This is a genomic window from Achromobacter sp. (assembly GCF_050285585.1).
In the GTDB taxonomy this organism is placed as follows: Bacteria; Pseudomonadota; Gammaproteobacteria; order Burkholderiales; family Burkholderiaceae_B; genus Achromobacter.
Genome location: NZ_JBLZXF010000035.1, coordinates 25,739 through 44,252, shown reverse-complemented (window position 1 = coordinate 44,252; position 18,514 = coordinate 25,739). Strand labels below are relative to the sequence as shown.

General features: G+C 65.8%; 11 protein-coding genes and 1 pseudogene. 6 read left to right on the top strand and 6 right to left on the bottom strand.

All coding sequences use genetic code 11. From position 1 onward, the window contains the following. Window positions 1–48: 48 nt before the first annotated feature. The 4 genes and pseudogenes from ACN6PJ_RS26845 to ACN6PJ_RS26830 all read left to right on the top strand — a co-directional run. A pseudogene (locus tag ACN6PJ_RS26845) lies at window positions 49–153 on the top strand (VCBS domain-containing protein); the annotation flags it as partial. 129 nt (window positions 154–282) lie between these two features. Beyond that, window positions 283–5,544 (top strand): VCBS domain-containing protein, encoded by a 5,262-nt coding sequence (locus ACN6PJ_RS26840; RefSeq protein WP_427998818.1) that lies wholly within the window; start codon window positions 283–285, stop codon window positions 5,542–5,544. A 103-nt stretch (window positions 5,545–5,647) separates the two neighbouring features. Beyond that, the gene (locus ACN6PJ_RS26835) at window positions 5,648–6,331 is read left to right on the top strand and encodes a transglutaminase-like cysteine peptidase (RefSeq protein ID WP_427998815.1); all 684 of its coding nucleotides are present in this window, start codon (window positions 5,648–5,650) and stop codon (window positions 6,329–6,331) included. A gap of 17 nt (window positions 6,332–6,348) precedes the next feature. Beyond that, window positions 6,349–8,313, top strand: coding sequence for a bifunctional diguanylate cyclase/phosphodiesterase (locus ACN6PJ_RS26830; protein WP_427998814.1), 1,965 nt, complete (start codon window positions 6,349–6,351; stop codon window positions 8,311–8,313). A 25-nt stretch (window positions 8,314–8,338) separates the two neighbouring features. On the opposite strand, the gene ACN6PJ_RS26825 is transcribed toward ACN6PJ_RS26830, so the two are convergent. The 3 genes from ACN6PJ_RS26825 to ACN6PJ_RS26815 are packed head-to-tail and all read right to left on the bottom strand — an operon-like array spanning window position 8,339 to window position 11,706. Continuing rightward, complete coding sequence (locus tag ACN6PJ_RS26825; RefSeq protein ID WP_427998813.1) at window positions 8,339–9,184, bottom strand: M48 family metallopeptidase; 846 nt, start codon at window positions 9,182–9,184, stop codon at window positions 8,339–8,341. Between the two features lie 35 nt (window positions 9,185–9,219). Then, window positions 9,220–10,287, bottom strand: coding sequence for a chorismate synthase (aroC, locus tag ACN6PJ_RS26820; protein ID WP_427998812.1), 1,068 nt, complete (start codon window positions 10,285–10,287; stop codon window positions 9,220–9,222). Between the two features lie 36 nt (window positions 10,288–10,323). Beyond that, window positions 10,324–11,706: a putative bifunctional diguanylate cyclase/phosphodiesterase gene (locus ACN6PJ_RS26815; RefSeq protein WP_427998811.1), complete on the bottom strand. Its 1,383-nt coding sequence runs from the start codon at window positions 11,704–11,706 to the stop codon at window positions 10,324–10,326. 524 nt (window positions 11,707–12,230) lie between these two features. On the opposite strand from ACN6PJ_RS26815, the gene ACN6PJ_RS26810 reads away from it, so the two are divergent. Both ACN6PJ_RS26810 and ACN6PJ_RS26805 read left to right on the top strand, forming a co-directional pair. Continuing rightward, on the top strand, window positions 12,231–14,201 hold the full coding sequence (locus ACN6PJ_RS26810) for an EAL domain-containing protein (RefSeq protein WP_427998810.1): 1,971 nt from the start codon (window positions 12,231–12,233) through the stop codon (window positions 14,199–14,201). Next, window positions 14,198–15,760: a sensor histidine kinase gene (locus tag ACN6PJ_RS26805; RefSeq protein WP_427998809.1), complete on the top strand. Its 1,563-nt coding sequence runs from the start codon at window positions 14,198–14,200 to the stop codon at window positions 15,758–15,760. The genes ACN6PJ_RS26810 and ACN6PJ_RS26805 overlap by 4 nt, the downstream gene beginning before the upstream one ends. Here ACN6PJ_RS26805 and ACN6PJ_RS26800 read toward each other — a convergent pair. The 3 genes from ACN6PJ_RS26800 to ACN6PJ_RS26790 all read right to left on the bottom strand — a co-directional run bounded on the left by ACN6PJ_RS26800 (window position 15,742) and on the right by ACN6PJ_RS26790 (window position 18,499). Further along, window positions 15,742–16,461, bottom strand: coding sequence for a response regulator transcription factor (locus tag ACN6PJ_RS26800; protein WP_043541512.1), 720 nt, complete (start codon window positions 16,459–16,461; stop codon window positions 15,742–15,744). The genes ACN6PJ_RS26805 and ACN6PJ_RS26800 overlap by 19 nt on opposite strands. A gap of 197 nt (window positions 16,462–16,658) precedes the next feature. Then, complete coding sequence (locus ACN6PJ_RS26795) at window positions 16,659–18,131, bottom strand: protein adenylyltransferase SelO (protein WP_427998808.1); 1,473 nt, start codon at window positions 18,129–18,131, stop codon at window positions 16,659–16,661. Continuing rightward, window positions 18,128–18,499, bottom strand: coding sequence for a DUF2069 domain-containing protein (locus ACN6PJ_RS26790; protein WP_427998807.1), 372 nt, complete (start codon window positions 18,497–18,499; stop codon window positions 18,128–18,130). The genes ACN6PJ_RS26795 and ACN6PJ_RS26790 overlap by 4 nt, the downstream gene beginning before the upstream one ends. Window positions 18,500–18,514 lie beyond the last annotated feature (15 nt).

Below are 18,514 nucleotides of genomic sequence, written 5' to 3'. Positions count from 1 at the left end.
GACCCGGCCACCAAGAGCTTCGACTGGAGCTTCAAGGTCGAAGACAGCCTGCTCGACTCGCTGGGCGCCGGCCAGACGCTGACCCAGACCTACACGGTCACGGTCGACGATGGCAAGGGCGGCACGGTCACCCAGGACATCACCATCACGATCACCGGCACCAACGACGCCCCGACGATCACCAGCGGCGCGCAATCCGGTTCCGTCACCGAAGTGGCCGATGGCGCCACGGGCGAGAACACCACCGAACACACGGCGGGCGGCACGATCACGTTCACTGACGTGGACACGATCGATGCCCATTCCGCCACGGTTACCGCCAACGGCAGCAACTACCTCGGCTCGCTGACGCTGGGCGCGATCGACCCGGCCACCAAGAGCTTCGACTGGAGCTTCAAGGTCGAAGACAGCCTGCTCGACTCGCTGGGCGCCGGCCAGACCCTGACCCAGACCTACACGGTCACGGTCGACGACGGCAAGGGTGGCACGGTCACCCAGGACATCACCATCACGATCACCGGCACCAACGACGCCCCGACGATCACCAGCGGCGCGCAATCCGGTTCCGTCACCGAAGTGGCCGATGGCGCCACGGGCGAGAACGCCACCGAACATACGGCGGGCGGCACCATCACGTTCGCCGACGTGGACACGATCGATGCCCATTCCGCCACGGTTAGCGCCAACGGCAGCAACTACCTCGGCTCGCTGACGCTGGGCGCGATCGACCCGGCCACCAAGAGCTTCGACTGGAGCTTCAAGGTCGAAGACAGCCTGCTCGACTCGCTGGGCGCCGGCCAGACCCTGACCCAGACCTACACGGTCACCGTCGACGACGGCAAGGGCGGCACCGTCACCCAGGACATCACCATCACGATCACCGGCACCAACGACGCCCCGACGATCACCAGCGGCGCGCAATCCGGTTCCGTCACCGAAGTGGCCGATGGCGCCACGGGCGAGAACGCCACCGAACATACGGCGGGCGGCACCATCACGTTCGCCGACGTGGACACGATCGATGCCCACTCCGCCACGGTTATCGCCAACGGCAACGGCTATCTGGGCAACCTCACCCTGGGCGCGATCGACCCGGCCACCAAGAGCTTCGACTGGAGCTTCAAGGTCGAGGACAGCCTGCTCGACTCGCTGGGCGCGGGCCAGACCCTGACCCAGACCTACACGGTCACGGTCGACGATGGCAAGGGCGGCACCGTCACCCAGGACATCACCATCACGATCACCGGCACCAACGACGCGCCGACGATCACCAGCGCCACCCTCAACCTTTCCGAAGAAGGGTTGCCGCATGGTCTGAAGGACGAACAAGGCGTTACGGACACGACCGACGCCGTTACCTACTCCGGCAACCTGACCATTGCCGACGTGGATGTGAACGACACCCACACCGTCAAGTTGGTGCAGCCGGCGGCCAATGCCCTGAGCTCGCAAGGCAAGCCGGTCGTCTGGACCTTGTCGCAGGATGGGCATACGCTGGTCGGCAACGATCACGAGGGCAACCCCGTGATCACGGTCACGATGACCGATGCGGGCGCCTATACCGTCACGCTGTCGGGCCAGGTGGATCATCCGCAGCATTCCATCGAGGATGTGCTCCAGCTGGGCATCGGCGTGCAGGTCAGCGATGGCCACACCACGAGCAACGGAACCATCTCGATCAATATCGAGGATGACAGCCCGGAATTCGGCGCCGTCACCAATACGACAATGGAGAACGCGGCGACTACCGCTACGGGCACCCTGGAGTTCCATACGGGCGCCGACGCCGTGGGCGCCACGCTGGTCGTGTCGTCTATCGGCAAGCTGCCGCAGGGTTGGACGACCAGTGAGCTCAACAAGTCTTCGGTCGACATCTTCTCGCCCGATGGGACCAAGATTTTCACGGTGACCCTGAATCCGGAGGGTGGCTATACCGTCACCCAGCACGAAGCCCGGCCCGGAACCACCGAGTCGATCGACCTGGCCTCCGCGATCACCAACAATCCCCAAACGACCTATGACCTCGGCTATGCAACGCTGAGCGCCGGCGGCGGCCAGAAGTTCAACGCCAACACGTTCGGCTCCGGGAACTCATTCGGGATCGGCAACCCCTCCTTCGATGCGGGCGAGAGCTTCCGCATGGACTTCACGCAAGCCCTTTCGGACTTCAAGCTGAATGTCGCGGAGGTCAAGGGAACCGGCGCACTCGAAATAACCGTGTGGAGCGGCGCCCAGTCCAAGACCATTTCGGTGCCGGTGACTTCTGCCTCGGGCGCCATCCATATCACCAAGGAGATGCTGGCCCAGGGCGTACCCTCGTTCACCGAATTCGACAGCATCGAGATCACTGCGGGCCCCGGCGTCAGGATGTCCTTCCTCACGACCGGCTCCTACACGGAGAGCGTCCCCGCCGGCCCGATGGACTTCACGGTCGGGGTCACGGGGACTGATGGCGACGGCGACAAGGTGAACACCGAATTCGACGTGACCTCTGCCGCGGAAGCGGCCGTTACGAACGCGACCAACAAGGTTGCGGAAGCCACCGGCGACACCGTCTCGGGATCGATGCAGATCTCCGCAGCACTGGGCATCGTGAGCGTCGCCGTCAATGGCGTAGACGTGACGAAGGCGACGAACGCCAATCCCGTAAGCCTGACCACGGGCAAGGGTACGCTGAAAGTCACCGGCTACGACCCCGTTACCGGCAAGCTCACTTATACCTATACCGAGAAGGGAAAATCCCAAGATCACTCCCACGGCAAGGACAGTGTGCATGACGATTTCACCGTGACCGTCAAGAACGCGGCCGGCCATGGCAGCAGTGGCAGCTTGACAATCCAGATCACCGACACCGCCCCCGAGGCAAAGCCCGACACGGCCAGCGTGACGGAAGACAAGGATCTGCAGGCCACGGGCAACGTCATCACCGGCGCCGGTGCCGACGCAGTGGGCGCCGACGCGACCACCGTGGTCGGTGTGGCCAAGGGGGCTGCCAACCCGAACAAGGCCGTCGAGGGCAACGTCGACACTCAGGTCAGCGGCACGTACGGCACCATTACCATCCACGCCGATGGCAGCTATACCTATACGCTCAACAATGCCGACCCGCGCGTCAACGCGCTTGGCCAGGGGGACAAGCTCTCGGATGTGTTCTCCTACACGATCCGTGATTCCGACGGCGACTTCAGCACCACGACCATCACCATCACGATCAACGGCACCAATGATGTGCCCGTGATGACGAACGACTTCCGGTCGGTGACCGAAGATGTGAACGTCACCGGCGGCAATCTCACCGTCAAGGGCGCGGTCACGATCAACGACCCCGACGCCGGCCAGTCGTCCTTCGACACCGCCACCCTCAAGTTCGCCAACAGCACGCATGGCGGCGGCCCGCTGGGCGCCATCGTAATGAAACCCGATGGCACCTACACCTACCAGGTCGACAACGCCGCCGTCCAGTTCCTGAAGGCCGGAGAAAGTATCGTCGAGACCTACACCGTCGCCTCCGCCGACGGCTCGGCCACCAGCACCATCAGCATCACCATCAATGGTGTCAACGACGCGCCGACGACCGCCGACGGTTCCGTGAACCTGGAAGCCGGCGATAACCAGCACGAGTTTTCGCTGGGAGACTTCCCATTCGACGATGGCGCGGAAGGCAACAGCCTGCAGAGCGTCATCATTACTCAGCTGCCCACGAGCGGCACCTTGACTTACAACGGCCAGCCGGTGACTGCAGGCCAGGAGATTCCGAAATCGGGCATTGAACAAGGCCTGTTGAAGTTCACCCCGGGCGCCGACAAGCAGGACAGCTCCTTCCATTTCCAAGTGAAGGACAATGGCGGCACGGAGAACGGTGGCAACGACACCTCGACCGAGCACGAGTTCGTCATTTCTGCCGATCACCTGGTGACCAATGGCAATGACGACAGCGGCAGCGGCGGCAAGCCGCCGCTGAACGGCGGTTCGGGCGATGACGTCATCCTGGCGGATCACGGCGGCTATGTCACGAACGTCACCCCCGGCACGAACTACAACATTGCGCTGGTGGTGGACCGCTCGGGCAGCATGTCCGCGCAATCCGGTTCCGGTGTCAACCGCATGCAGTTGGTGAAAGACGCGCTGGTCAAGCTCGCCGGCGATCTGGCGCATCACGACGGCGTCGTCAACGTAACGTTGATCGGCTTCGCGACGCATGCCCAAGAACCGATCACGTTCAACAACCTCACGCTGGCCAACCTGAACAAGCTGATCAAGGCGATCAACGATCTCACGATTGCGACGGGCAGCACCGCAGGGACCAACTACGAAGCCGCTTTCAACGCGACCGTGAAGTGGTTCGCCGATCAGGGCAACGCGAACCCCAGCGGCATGAAGTTCGAGAACCTGACGTTCTTCCTGACCGATGGCAACCCGACGCAGTACTACCACAACGACAAGAAGGGGGTGTCCGGACCGGGTAACAATACCGACTACGACACCATGAAGGAATCGGTCGACGCCTTCAAATCGCTCAGTAACGCCAGCAAGGTCCACGGCATCGGAATCGGAACCGGCATCGACGCCAACATCCTGCGCTTCTTCGACAATACGGACAGCACAGGCAATGGTCAGATCTCGTTCCCCTCCTGGCCCTGGGGCTCGGACACCGTCACCGGCAAGGTCGGCGACATTGACATCGTCAATACCGCTAACGATCTGGAAGCCGCCCTCAAGGGAGGCAGCAGCACCAGCGCCCCGGCCGCCGTGGGTCACGACACTGTTTACGGTGGCGACGGCAATGACATCATCTTCGGTGACGCGATCAACACCGACCACCTTGCGTGGGCAGGTCATCCCGCCGGATCGCACAATGGTGGCGGCCTCGAGTCGCTGAAGGAGTACCTCACGGCACTGGACGGCGTCGCGCCGACGAACGAACGGATATACGAATTCATCAAGCAGGATCCGGGACAGTTCGATGCGGCAGGCGACACGCGTGGCGGCAATGACGAGCTGCACGGCGGCAAGGGCAACGACATCATCTACGGGCAAGGCGGCAACGACATCCTGTGGGGCGATGACGGCGACGACAAGCTCTACGGCGGAACCGGCAACGACGAACTCCACGGCGGCGCAGGCAATGACATCCTGGTCGGCGGCAAGGGTAACGACACGTTGTGGGGCGACGGCGGCAGCGACACGTTCAAATGGCAGCTCGGCGATGGCGGCACGACGGCGCAACCTGCGGTCGACACGATCAAGGACTTCTCGAAGGCCTCGGTCGCCGACGGCGGCGACGTGCTGGACCTGAAGGACCTGCTCGTGGGAGAAAAGGACGGCAACCTGAGCCAGTACCTGAACTTCAAGCAGGATCCGGCCAACTCCAACAATACGATTCTCGAGATCAACACCAAGGGCCAGATCGGCCAGGGCGCGGATCAGAAGATCGTGCTGGAGAATGTCGACCTGATGCACGACGAACGCGGCGAGCTCATGAGCAACCAGGCCATCATCAATGACCTGCTGCAAAAGGGGAAGCTGAACGTCGACCATCACTAAGCCGTAGCAAATAGGGGGAAGGGTCCGGCGGGGCCCTCCCCCTAACGCCTCATTTTTTGGACTTTTCACCAGAAACGTTCAGAAACATGTGAAAATCCGCTTCATGCCATCGACCCGCCGTTACCGACGCACGCTGAATCTGTGCCGATTGGCTTTGCTATGCCTGGCTTGCAGCTGGGGCGGCAGTTCCGCCCTGGAGGTAAATGCCGATCGGCTGCAGAGCTTGTCGGCCAGCCGGTATGGCGCGAAGGGAACCAAGGCGGTCTCGAGCTGGCTGCAATTGATGCGCGCTCCCCCGCCCGCCCAGGAGCGGGAGACGCTGACGCTGGCGAACGACTTCTGGAACCGGGCCCTGCTATCCGGCGAGGACGTCACGATCTGGAAGCAGGCCGACTACTGGGCCACCCCGCTGGAATCGCTGGGCAAAGGCGCGGGCGACTGCGAAGACTACGTCATCGGCAAATACTTCACCTTGCTGGCGCTGGGGGTTCCGGCCAGCAAGCTGCGTTTCATCTACGTGCGGGCGCGCATCGGCGGCGCCGCCAGCAGCAGCCAGGTCGCCCATATGGTGCTCGGCTATTACGAGACCCCGAACGCCGTGCCGCTGGTGCTCGACAGCCTGATCTCGACCATCCTGCCCGCCACGCAGCGCCGCGACCTGACGCCGGTATTCAGCTTCAACGCCGACGGCGTATATGTCGACGGCAAACCCGCCGCCCCGGTTGACCGTCTCAGCCGATGGCGCGATCTACTTCAACGCATGGAACGGGAAGGCGTGCGTCCCTGATTTCCGGAAACAAGACCATGTCCATACTTCGACAGCTATTGCTCAGCGTTACCCTCGCGATCGGCGTCATTCTGCTGGGCACGCTGGCGCTCAGCGTCAACTCGGCCAGGGAGTACCTGTCCGGCCAGTTGCAGGTGCAGAGCACCGACGCCGCCGTATCGCTGGCCTTGTCCCTCTCGCAGCCCGCCAACAATGACCCCGTGGTCCAGGAGCTGCTGGTATCGGCGTTGTACGACGGCGGACATTTCTCGCTGGTGCGGCTGGCCGACCCGGAAGGCAAGGTCCTCATCGAACGCCGTTCCACGGCCACGGCCGCGTCCGTGCCCGCCTGGTTCCAGGCCCTGGCTCCGCTGAATGCCGAGCCGGCCACCCACGCCGTCAGCGACGGCTGGCGCCAGATCGGCGAAGTCACCCTGGTCGCCAATGACGCCTATGCGTGGGAAGCCCTGTGGCGCAGCAGCCTGAAGATGATCGCCCTGGTGGTGGGCGCGGGAATTCTCTGGGCGGTGTTCGCCTTCCTGCTGGTGGGCTGGATCAAGAACCGCCTGCTGCGCGAAATCAGCGATCACGTGCGCCGCATCGGCCAGGAGTCGCCGTCCGAGCAGGTCGAAGCGCGCGTGCCGGAGCTCTCCGGCGTGGTGCAGGCCCTGAATCAGACCCGCGAACGCGTCTACGCCAGCGTCGAAGAGCAGAACGCCAAGATCGAGTCCCTGGAAGTGGAACTCAACCAGGACCCGGTCACCGGACTGCCGAACCGGAAGTACTTCGTCAACGAATTCCGCCGCGCGCTGGAAGCTCCCCCGGCCGTGGCCGGCCGCAGCGTGGAGGGCGGCCATATCCTGGTGTTCCGGCAGCGCGATCTGGCGGACTTGAACCGTCACATGCCGCGCGAGTTCATCGACCAATGGCTGCGGGCGGCGTGCGAACGCATAGACGGCACGCTCAAGCGCCTGCACGTGGCCGCGCCGCTGCTGGCCCGCCTGAACGGATCGGATTTCGCCCTGCTGCTGCCCGGCTGCGCGGCGCCCCAGGCGATGATGGTCGCCGAACAGGTGCGGGCCGACCTGCACGCGTCGCGCATCCCGGTCGGCGAAGGGCATCTTTGCCGCTGGGCGCAAGCCATGACCGACTACGGCCACGGCAACCAGGCCGGTCCCGTGCTCGCGCGGCTGGACTTCGGGCTGATGCGGGCGGAAAGCGCGGGCAACGACCAAGTCGTGATCGCGGGAGCAACCGACATGCATTCGCCTTCGGAATCCGGTGAGCGCGCCTGGAAGGATGCCATTCAATCCGCCCTGGAAGATCATCGTTTCGAGCTCGCCAACGAACGCCTGCTGGCCTCGGACGGCAGCACGGTACGCACCGAAGCCATGCTGATGCTGCGCACCGCCGCCGGCGAGGAACCGATTCCCGCGACGCTCTTCATCCCTCCGGCCGTGCGCCTGGACCTGGTGGCCGATTGCGACCTGGAAGCGGTAAGCCTGGGGCTGGACTGGCTGGCGGCCAATCCCGGCGAACTGGCGGTGCGGGTGGCCTTGCCCTCCTTGCGGGGCCAGAAATTCTTCCGCCAGCTGGCGTTGCTGCTGACGGAGCACCGGCCGCTCGCGCGCCGGCTGTACCTAGAAGTCGATGCGCACGGCCTGGTGGAATGCCACGAGCAGATCGCCACGCTTGCCCGCGTCGCCGCGGAGTTCGGCGCGCATATCGGCGTGCGCCGTCTGGCGCAGCAGTTCGGCGCCGTGGCGCAATTGCACACCCTGCCGCTGTCCTACGTGAAACTGGGCGGCGGCTTCGTGGGCGGCATGTCGCAAAGCCCCGGCAGCCAGCAACTGGCGGCATCGGTGCTCGAAACGGCCCGAAAATTGAAAATCGCGGTCTATGCCGAGGACGTGCCCGACGCCGAAACCCAGCGGATCCTGGCCGACCTGGGCATCGGCATCATGCGCGGCGCTGGCGTGAAGACGGCCGCAAGCGCGGCCTAGGCGGGCTCCGCTGCGGCGGGCGCGCTCAGCGCGCCGCGGCCTTGCCCTTGGACTGTTCGTAAAGCGGCAACACCTGCTGCGCCGCGGCCTGCAGATCGGTGATGCGCGAGGCCGCCGACGGGTGGGTCGAGAGGATCTCGGGCGGCGCGCTGCCCTGCTCCGCCGCCCCCATTTTCTGCCACAGGGTCACGGCGGCCCGCGGATCGTAACCTGCCCGGGCCGCGAGCTCCACGCCCATGCGATCCGCCTCGGTTTCGTGCGTGCGGCTGTTGGGCAGCGTGAACATCACGCTGGTGAGCTGCCCGCCGAGATCGGACGCTACGCTGGATCCCGTCGCGATGGACAGCACGGACAGCCCCAGATTGGTCGCCATCTGCTGCGACACCCGCTCCCGCGCATGCTCGCGCAGCGCATGGGATATCTCATGGCCCAGCACGGCCGCCAACTCGTCGTCGGTGGGCTTGATCTTGGAGATCAGGCCCGTGTAGACGGCGATCTTGCCGCCCGGCATGCACCAGGCGTTGACCTCGTCGCTGGACAACACATGCACTTCCCACTTCCAGCTGGAGGCGTCCGCCCGGAATACCGGCGCCTGCGCGATCAGCCGCTGCGAAATGGCGCGCACGCGCGCCAGTTGCTGAGCGTCGCGATCCAACAGCCCCTTGGCCTGCGCCTGCTTGAGGATGTCGCCGTACTGCTGGGTGGCCTCCTGTTCCAAGGCCTGCGAAGGCACCATGCTGGACATGTACTGCGTCCTGTTGACGCCGACCGCTCCGGATTGCGTGGTGTTCATGCCCGTGCAACCGGCCAGGGCGGCCAGCGCGAGCGCCGCGCCCGCGTTGCGCAGCAGATAACGTTTCTTCCGGATCATGTCGGCCTCCAGGATATTCAAGGAACGTCAGCGTATCAGACCGGATCCCCGCATTGCCCGCGATGGCGCAGGGCGTGGTCGATCAGCACCAGCGCCAGCATCGCCTCGGCGATCGGCGTCGCGCGGATGCCCACGCAGGGATCATGGCGGCCCAGCGTCTGCACCATGACCGGCTCGTTGGCGCGGTTCACCGAGCGGCGCTCCACCCGGATGCTGGACGTGGGCTTGATGGCCAGCGACACGGTAATGGGCTGGCCCGTGGAAATGCCGCCCAGCACCCCGCCGGCATGGTTGGTCAGGAAGCCGTCGGGCGTGATCTCGTCGCCGTGTTCGGAGCCGCGCTGCGCGATGCAATCGAAGCCCGCGCCGATCGACACGCCCTTGACCGCGTTCAGGCCCATCATTACGTGCGCGATGTCCGCGTCCAGGCGGTCGTAGATGGGCTCGCCCCAGCCCGCGGGCAGGTTTTCCGCCACGACCTCGATGCGGGCACCGACCGAGTCGCCGTCGCGGCGCAGCTGGTCCATGTAGGCCTCGAGTTCGGGGACGACCCCGGCGTTGGGCGCATAGAACGGATTGTTGGGGACCTCGTCCCAGGATTCGAAGGGAATGGCGACCGGGCCAAGCTGGCTCATGTAGCCGCGCACCTTGACGCCGTACTGCTCGGCCAGCCATTTCTTGGCGATGGCGCCCGCGGCCACGGTGGGCGCGGTCAGGCGCGCCGACGAACGCCCGCCGCCGCGCGGATCGCGCACGCCGAACTTGCGCCAGTAGGCGTAGTCGGCATGGCCAGGGCGGAAGGTGTCGGCGATGTTGGAGTAATCCTTGCTGCGCGCATCCGTGTTGCGGATCAGCAGGCCGATCGGCGTGCCCGTCGTCACCCCTTCGTACACGCCCGACAGGATCTCGACCTGGTCGGCTTCCTGGCGCTGCGTAACGTGGCGCGAGGTGCCCGGACGGCGGCGATCCAGTTCCAGCTGGATGTCGGAAGCGTCCAGGGACAGGCCCGGAGGGCAGCCGTCCACGACGCAGCCGATAGCCGGTCCGTGGGATTCGCCGAAATTGGTGACGGTAAAGAGGGTACCTAGGGTGTTGCCGGGCATAAGGAGTCAACGGGTCGGGTTTGCGAGCAACCCCGATTATGACACCGCCGAGGCCAAAGCCTGGATTTCGGACGCGGGCGCCGGGCGCCCAAGGAGGAATCCCTGCATGACCCTGCAGCCCAGGGACTTGAGGATCTCGCGCTGGCCCTCGGTTTCGACGCCCTCCGCGACCACGGGCAGGTGCATCGCCTGGCACAGCCCGAACAGCGCGGACACGACCTCGCGGCTGCCGGCATCCGATTCCAGCGCGGAAATGAAGCTGCGGTCGATCTTGACCCAGTCTATGGGCAGGGAACGCAGGTGATTCAGGCTGGAATAGCCGCAGCCGAAATCGTCCAGCGCCACGCCGATGCCCATGGCCCGCAGCGCGTTCAATATCTTCACGTGCTGCTCGTAGTGCAGGATGAAGATGGATTCGGTGATTTCCAGCACCAGCTTGCGCGGCGCCAGGCGGGCCCCCGCCAGCACTGTCGAGACGAGGTCGACCAGGCCGTCCTCGTTCATCTGCTTGACCGATAGATTCACATGCACCCGCCACGCCGCCGGCCATTGCGCGGCCTGGGTACAAGCCCGTTCCAGGATCCAGGCGCCCAAGGGCACGATCAGACCGCTGCGTTCGGCCAGTTCGATGGTCACGGCCGGCGATACGCTGCCCAGCACCGGGTGGTGCCAGCGCAACAGCGCCTCGCAGCCCTGCACCACGCCCGTGCCGCTGTCGCAGACGGGCTGGTAATACAGTTCGAACTGCTCCATGGCCGGCGTGGTCAACGCCAGGCGCAAATCGTTCTCCAGGCCTTGCCGGTCGCGCTGGTGCGCCAGCATGCGGAAATCGAACAGGCTCCAGCCGGGCCCTCCGCGCTCCTTGAGCGGCACCAGGGCCACCTGCACGCAACGCTGCAACTCTTCCACGCTGCGCCCGTGTTCGGGATACAGGGCCGCGCCGACGCGGAAAACGGCGATCAGCGGGCGGCCGCCCAATTGATAGGGAGCGCTCAGGTCTTCCAGAAGTTTGGCCGACACCTGCGCGGCGCCCTCCTCGTCCACCTCGGGCACGCAGACCGTGAACGAGTCGGCCCCGGTGCGCGCCACCATGCCGCCCAGGGCACGCGCAATCAGGCTGAGCCGGCTGCCCACCTGCACCAGCAAGGCCTGGTCCTCTCCGGCGCGCAGCATGGCGCTGATCTCGGCGTACTGCTCGAAACCCACCAGGAAGAAAGCGCCGCGCCGCGAACGCTCGCCGGAGGTGCCGAGCCAGGCGCGAGCGCGCCGATGCAGCTCCTGCTGGCTGAGGACCCCGGTCAGTTCATCGCACGTCAGGCGGCGGCGCAACACGCGTTCCCTGCGCGCGAAGATCAGGCACATCACAACAAGCGCGACCGCCAGCACCAGGCACAGTGCGAGCAGGTAACTCTCACGCACGGAGCCCCCTATCCATAAGCCCCCGGCGTTGCGGTTCGGAATGGAACCCAAGGGCTGTAACATTTTTTAAATTATGCATTAGTTTCGCAAAAAAACGCCACGCTTCAGAGGCAACGCGCCCCCTTTTTCCTTGTGTTCCTACAGTTCTGCGATTGCTCGCCAGCGGGAAAGGCGGCCCATGGATGGCTTTCCCCGGCCGCTTGCGGCATGCTTCGTCCTTACTACTACGACAGGCGCACCGGAAAAATTAATACGCCCGCCTCGATAGTTGTCCCGCGAAAAGCAACCGGGATCGAAATAATTGCACAGCTTGTCCGATCTCGGCGCGGATTTAGTAATATTCTGTACGTTATGTGACATGTAGAATTACAGTACACGAGGCGCCGCTGATGTATTAGTAACGTGTGTCACGTTTCTTATCCAGGTTTTGTCGGACGCTTCTCTGTTCGATGCCCCGTTGACCGGATACCGGGCAGCCCGCCGCCCGGGGCGCCGTGCCGGGCAGGAAGGGAACCTTCAAATACATGCCCACTTTCCGCCGGCTCCTTTTCTTCACCTCCCTCCTGGTCGGCCTCGTCCTGCTTGGCGCCCAGGCGTTGGGGGTGATGGCCGCGCACAGATACCTGGAAACGCAACTGGCGCAGCGCAGCCAGGAAGGCGCGGCCATGCTGGCCTGGGCCCTGTCGCAGCCATCCGGCGAAGGCCCCGAAAAACAGGCCGCGATGGCGGATGCTCTGTTCGCGCAAGGCCAGTACGCGCTGGTGCGCCTCACGGACGCACAAGGAAATCCCGGCCATGAACGCCGGGTCCGGCCTGAAGACTCGCCGCCCAGGGAGCGCGGTTGGCGCAACGCCTGGCTGGACATGGAAGCGCCGCTTGCATCGCGTCCCTACACGGACGCCAGCGGCGCCTTGCGCGGCACCGTCACGGTCCAGGCGGATTCGCGGCAGGCGCGAGAAACGCTCTGGCAAGGCGGCGTACGGCTGCTGGGCCTGGCTCTGGCCGCGGCGCTCCTCTGGATCTTGCTGGCCCTGAATCTGGTCCGGCGCATGGAGGCGCATGCGTCGCGCGCCACCGGTGAAGGTACCCCGGCTCCGGCCGGCGACGCGGCTTCCAACGGCGTCGGCTCGGCGGCCGGCGTGGAGCAGGCGCTGGTCGATGCGCAACGCATGGTGGCCGCCACGGTGCAGGAGCAGAACGCCCGCATCGAGTCGCTGCAAAGCGAGGTCTACCGGGACCCCGTCACCCGCCTGCCCAACCGCCGGTACTTCGTGGAACAGTTCAGGCAGGCGCTGGCGGACAAGGAGTCCGAGGCGGGCGGGCATCTCCTGATGTTCCGGCAGCGCGACCTGGCGCAGATCAACCGGCACCTTTCCCGCGCCTTCACCGACCAGTGGCTGCGATCCTCGTCCGACCGGCTGCACAAGCTGGTGGCTGAATTCGGCGGCCAGGCCACGTTCATCTCCCGCCTGAGCGGCTCCGACTTCGCCGTGCTGCTGCCCCGCACGTCGGCGCCGCAGGCAGGCCTGCTGGCGGAACGCCTGCGGCGGGAATTGCGCTCGCTGCGGGTGCCGATGGACAAGCATGGATGGTGCCGCTGGGCGCTGGCGATGACCACCTATGCCCCGGGCGACAACATGAGCGAGACCCTCGCCCGGCTGGATCACGCGCTGATGTGCGCAGAGAGCGCGGACGACGATCAGGTCACGCCCGCCAACCGCGCGCCCGACAGCACTCACATCGGCGAGTACAGCTGGCACGACGCTCTAGTCACGGCGCTGGAGCAGCACCGCTTCTCCTTGTCTGTGCAGCCGCTGCATGATCTGTCCGGCGTCCTGCTGCACCAGGAGGCCAGCCTGACCCTGCACGACACGGCCGACGCCGATCCGGTCCCCGCCTCCATCTTCATGCCACCCGCGGTCCGGCTCGGGCTTTCCGCGGAATGCGATGTGCAGGCCGTCCGGCTGGGGCTGGACTGGCTGTATTCCAGACCGGGCGCGTTGGCCGTGCCCGTCGCGCTGGCGTCGCTGGCGCAGCCCGCGTTCCTGTCCCGGCTGGAACGCATGCTGGCCGACCGCCCCGCGCTGACCGCCCGGCTCATCGTCGAGGTCGACGCGGCGGCGCTCATCGAGCAGGAAGCCGAGCTGCATCAGCTTTGCGGCATCGTCGCGGGGGCCGGCGGCCGGGTCGGCGTGGCGCGCCTGTCGCAGCAGTTCGGCGCCATGGAGCGCCTGCATGAGTTTCCCCTGTCCTATCTGAAACTGAGCGGGGGCTTCATTACCGGCCTGCTGCACAGCCCGGGCAGCAGGCACCTGGCCGCCACGGTGGTCGCGACGGCCACAACGTTGCACATGGCGGTGTACGCAGAAGACGTGCCCGATATCGCAACGCAGAATATCCTGGAAGGCCTAGGCGTCCACGCCATACGCGGCGCTGGCGTAAACTGCGCCCAGGCTCACGACCTCGCATCCGAACATCCATGGGTTTCTAGTTGACGGAAGGATCTCTTCTTCGCATCCGCGGGCCTTTTCGCCAATGCGGCGCCGCCCGCCGCACGCGCGCCGGACGGCAAACTGCGCGGCCGCGGCTGGGGTTACTGCTGTATGCCCTGCTCTTTCCCGCCGCCGCCCTGGCCTACGCGCCGGGCACCGCCTATGAAGACATCCACCTGGGCCTGACTGCAGGCGTGGCGATGGCTTGCGCCCTGCTCTGCGCCGTTGCCTGGGCGGCCACCCGCAATGCGATGCACGGCGCGGGCCTGGCGTTCATGTTGGTCGAAGGCCTGTTTCGCGCCACTCCCTCCCTGCTGCCGCCCGGCGCGCTGCAAGCGGGCTCCTATGCGGCCCTGCTGGCCCTGAGCGTCCCGCTGCTGTCGGCCTCGTCCGCCAGCGCCGGGCCGGCAAAGGCCTGCCGCTGGGCCAGCGTCTCGCTGGCGGTCGTCGCGGCGCTGGCGCTGATCTTCGCCTACGAACCGGGCAACGGCATGATCCCCACCGTCATCGCTGGCGCCTGCGCCGCCGCCAGCGTCCTGCTGGCCGGGTGGCTGCTGCTGCGCGCGGCCCGCAGGGGGGCAGGAACCGCGGCAACGCTGGCCCTGGCTCTGGCGTATTGCGTTTCGGCCTGGATGCTGGCGCGCGACGCCTTGGGGGCCGAAGCCGCCGGCACGGCACTCGAACTCGCGCGGCTGCTGCTGGTATCCAGCGCCCTGCTGCTTCAGGCCATCGACGGGCCGGCGCGCTCCCAGCCCATGGCTGGCCGCGGCCATCATGCCCCCGCGGACGCGGAGCATCTCGCCCAAGGCGAACTGCGGCTGGCTGAATTGGCGGGCGCGCTCGATACGCAGCGCCAGATGAACGCGCTGATCTCGCATGAGCTGCGGGCGCCGCTTGCCACGGTCAGCGCGGCGGCCCAATCGCTGGACATGATTCTCTCCGATGGCAGCGAGGCGGTGGGCAGCCGCCTGGCGCGCATCCACCGGTCGGTCACCCGCATGACCGAACTCATGGATCAGTTGCTGAACCAGGACAGGCTGGGCGAACAGGCCTGGATGCCGCGCGGCGAGCAGGCGGACTTGGCGGAACTCGCGCGCGACGTCGTGACCTCGATGCAGCCGGACACCGCCCATGCGCTGATCCTGCAGGCCGACGGCCCCCTGCCCGTCCATTGCGACCGCCCTCTGACCAGCGTGGTGGTCCGCAACCTGATCCACAACGCCATCAAGTATTCGCCGGCCAACGAACCGGTCCGCATCGAGACCGGCCAGAGCCGCGACGGCGGCGTGCCGATGGCCTGGGTGGCCGTCACCGACCGCGGCCCGGGCATCGGGGAAGAGGAACAGGCAAGAATATTCGAGCCGCATTTCCGCCGCGCCGCGCACCGCGAAACGCAGGGAATGGGGATAGGCCTCTATCTGGCCCGGCGCATCTGCCAGAACCAGGGCGGTTCGCTGACGATGCAGAGCGAGGTCGGCGTAGGCACGCGCTTTGTCGTCACGCTGCCGTCCAACGCCCCGGTGGCGGACGGCCCGCAACCGGGTCAAGCAGCAAACACGTAACCCTGGCCGCGCACCGACAGTACCGGCAGCTTGAGGCCGGCGCTTTGCGCCTTGGCGCGCAAACGGCTGACCAGCACGTCGATCCGGCGCAATTCGAAACCGCCCGGGCTATCGGGCAGGAACAATTCCGCCAGGACTTGCCGGCTGACCGCGCTTCCGGCCGCGTCCATCAGCGCGACCAGGAAGGTGCGCTCCTGGGCGCTGAGATGCAGCGAAGCCCCATCCGGCGCCACCAGGATCCAGCCGCCGTCCTGAAGGGACCACGAGCTGTCCGCCGAGGCGCGCGTTTCCGCGTCCGCCGGCCGCGGCGCCTTGGCCAGGCGCATGCGCCGCGCAAGGCTGCGTATGACCGAACTGAGCTCCAGCAGGTCCACGGGCTTGGTCATGTAGACGTCGGCGCCGCCTTCCAGGCCGCGCACCCGGTCTTCCAGGGCGCTGCGGCCGGTCAGCATGACAATGCCGACCGGGCTCAGGGCGCGCAGGCGGGTTGCGACGGAAAAACCATCTTCTCCCGGAAGATGGGCGTCAAGAATGACGATATCGCAGGGCTGCTCCTGCAACCGGCGATAAAACGCCGCCGCATTATCACAGGCAAATGCCACCCGAAAACCGTAGCCACCCAAGCCTAACGCCAACTCCTCCCGGAAATCGGCGTCATCCTCAAGCAGACCGATACACAGCAAACCATCTGCGCCAGCCATATTTAGAGTGCTTTATATTCAAGAGTATCGACAAATGCCCCGCGGACACTTGGCCCCCGGGGTGTCCCGTTGGCGACAATCTTACGACTTTTACAATGGAAACGAATGATTGCAGTGAAAAAAACTGCGATATTCCTTTTCTAAACCGTTATTTTCGCGTAAATCGCCGAAAAAATGCTTTTCGATCCGCGCGATATTCAAGACGAGCAGCTGACCTCGATGCTGCCCGCCCAGTCCGGCGGTAATCCGGCATATCGCTCGTGGCCCGGCTGGTCCACGTAGGGATTGCGCAACAGCTTCAAAAGCGTATCGATTTCGCTGGCGTCGCCCGATTTTGCCGCGCGGATCGCCTCTTCCGCCAGGTGATTGCGCAGCACATAAAGGGGATTGACGCCGTTCATGGCCTCGGCCACCGCGGACGCGGGCCGCCCGTCTTGCGCGTGGCGCGCCAGCAGCCGGTCCAGCCAGGCCGCGGCCGCCGGGCGGTCGATGAACAAATCCTCGAACGCGCCGCGCCGCCCCGACACCGCATCGGCCAGGCGCCTCCAGGTCAGGGTGAAGTCGGCCTGGTTGGCGTCCATCAGCTTGAGCAGGTCGTCGAGCAGCGGCTCGTCTTCCGGGCTCCACGCGGCCAGGCCCAGCTTGGCGGCCATCCTCTCATGGAAGGCGCGCGTGAACACCGGCTCGTACTCATCCAGCACGGCCCGCAGGCCGTCGACGTCCGGCACCAGCGCGTGCAGGCTGCCGCCCAGCCGGTACAGATTCCACAAGGCCACGGACGGCTGGCGATTCCATGAATACCGCCCTTCCGTATCCGAATGGTTGCAAACATGCCCCAGGCGGAAGCCGTCCATGAAGCCATAGGGGCCGTAGTCCAGGGTCAGGCCCAGGATGGACATGTTGTCGGTGTTCATCACGCCATGGCAGAACCCCACCGCCTGCCAGTCCGCCATCAGGCGGGCCGTGCGGCGGGTGACCGCGCGCAGCAGATGCAGGATGGACGCGGCGTCGTCCTGGGGGTCGCGGCATTCCGGGTAGTAGCGGTCGATGACATAGTCCGCCAGGATCCTGAGCTGGTCGGGCTGGCGGCGCGACGACCAATGCTCGAACGAGCCGAAACGCACGAAGCTGGGCGACATGCGGGTCACGATGGCGGCCGTCTCGACCGTTTCCCGCATGACCGGGTCGTCGGAGACCACCAGCGCCAGCGCGCGCGTCGTGGGCACGCCCAGCCCATGCATGGCTTCGCTGGCCAGGTATTCGCGCACGGACGAGCGCAATACCGCGCGACCGTCGCCCATGCGCGAATAGGGCGTCATGCCGGAACCCTTGAGCTGCAATTCCCAAGAGCCTTCCGGCCCTTCGACCTCGCCCAGCAGATGGGCGCGACCGTCTCCCAGCTGGCCGGCCCAGACGCCGAACTGATGGCCGCTGTACACCGCCGCCAGCGTGTCGCCGCCGGGCAACGGCTGGGCGCCGGAAAACACGCTCAGGAATTCGGACGTGTCCAGGACGGCCGGATCCAGGCCGATCAGGCGCGCGGCATCGGCATTGGCGTGGAGCAGGCGCGGATTGTTCAGGGGCTGGGGTGCCAGCCGGGTATGGAACGCCGCAGGCAGGCCGGCAAAGGAGTTGACGGTGCGGAGGTCGGACAGCGAATGGGCGATCATGCGCGTTGTCTCCTGGCGGCGCGCTTGGCGGGCCGCACATAGAAAATGGCGCTCAGGAAGAAGACCGTCGACAGCAGGATCTCCCCCCATGCCATCCCCACGGACAGCGGGGCCGGGTCGGACATGGCGCGCACGGCCCCTTCCATCAGGTACAGCAGCGACAGCATGGACGCCCATTGATAGGTATAGAGATTGCCGCGCACGATGCCACGCAGCGGAAACGCAAGCGGCAAGGCCTTCAGCAACATCCAGGAACCGCCGGGCCGCACCGGCGCCACCACGGTCTCCCAGGTGACGCAAAGCACAATCAGGGCAAACAGCGAAACCGAGGCCAGCAGGCGCAAGCGGGGGTTGAGTTCAGGGTTCATGCTGCTATTATCGCC

Excerpts from the sequence above, each read along its gene's own strand:
- ACN6PJ_RS26795 (WP_427998808.1), bottom strand. The coding sequence starts at position 18,131 with ATGATCGCCCATTCGCTGTCCGACCTCCGCACCGTCAACTCCTTTGCC.
- ACN6PJ_RS26830 (WP_427998814.1), top strand. The coding sequence starts at position 6,349 with ATGTCCATACTTCGACAGCTATTGCTCAGCGTTACCCTCGCGATCGGC.
- ACN6PJ_RS26790 (WP_427998807.1), bottom strand. The coding sequence starts at position 18,499 with ATGAACCCTGAACTCAACCCCCGCTTGCGCCTGCTGGCCTCGGTTTCG.
- aroC (WP_427998812.1), bottom strand. The coding sequence starts at position 10,287 with ATGCCCGGCAACACCCTAGGTACCCTCTTTACCGTCACCAATTTCGGC.
- ACN6PJ_RS26825 (WP_427998813.1), bottom strand. The coding sequence starts at position 9,184 with ATGATCCGGAAGAAACGTTATCTGCTGCGCAACGCGGGCGCGGCGCTC.
- ACN6PJ_RS26835 (WP_427998815.1), top strand. The coding sequence starts at position 5,648 with ATGCCATCGACCCGCCGTTACCGACGCACGCTGAATCTGTGCCGATTG.
- ACN6PJ_RS26800 (WP_043541512.1), bottom strand. The coding sequence starts at position 16,461 with ATGGCTGGCGCAGATGGTTTGCTGTGTATCGGTCTGCTTGAGGATGAC.
- ACN6PJ_RS26810 (WP_427998810.1), top strand. The coding sequence starts at position 12,231 with ATGCCCACTTTCCGCCGGCTCCTTTTCTTCACCTCCCTCCTGGTCGGC.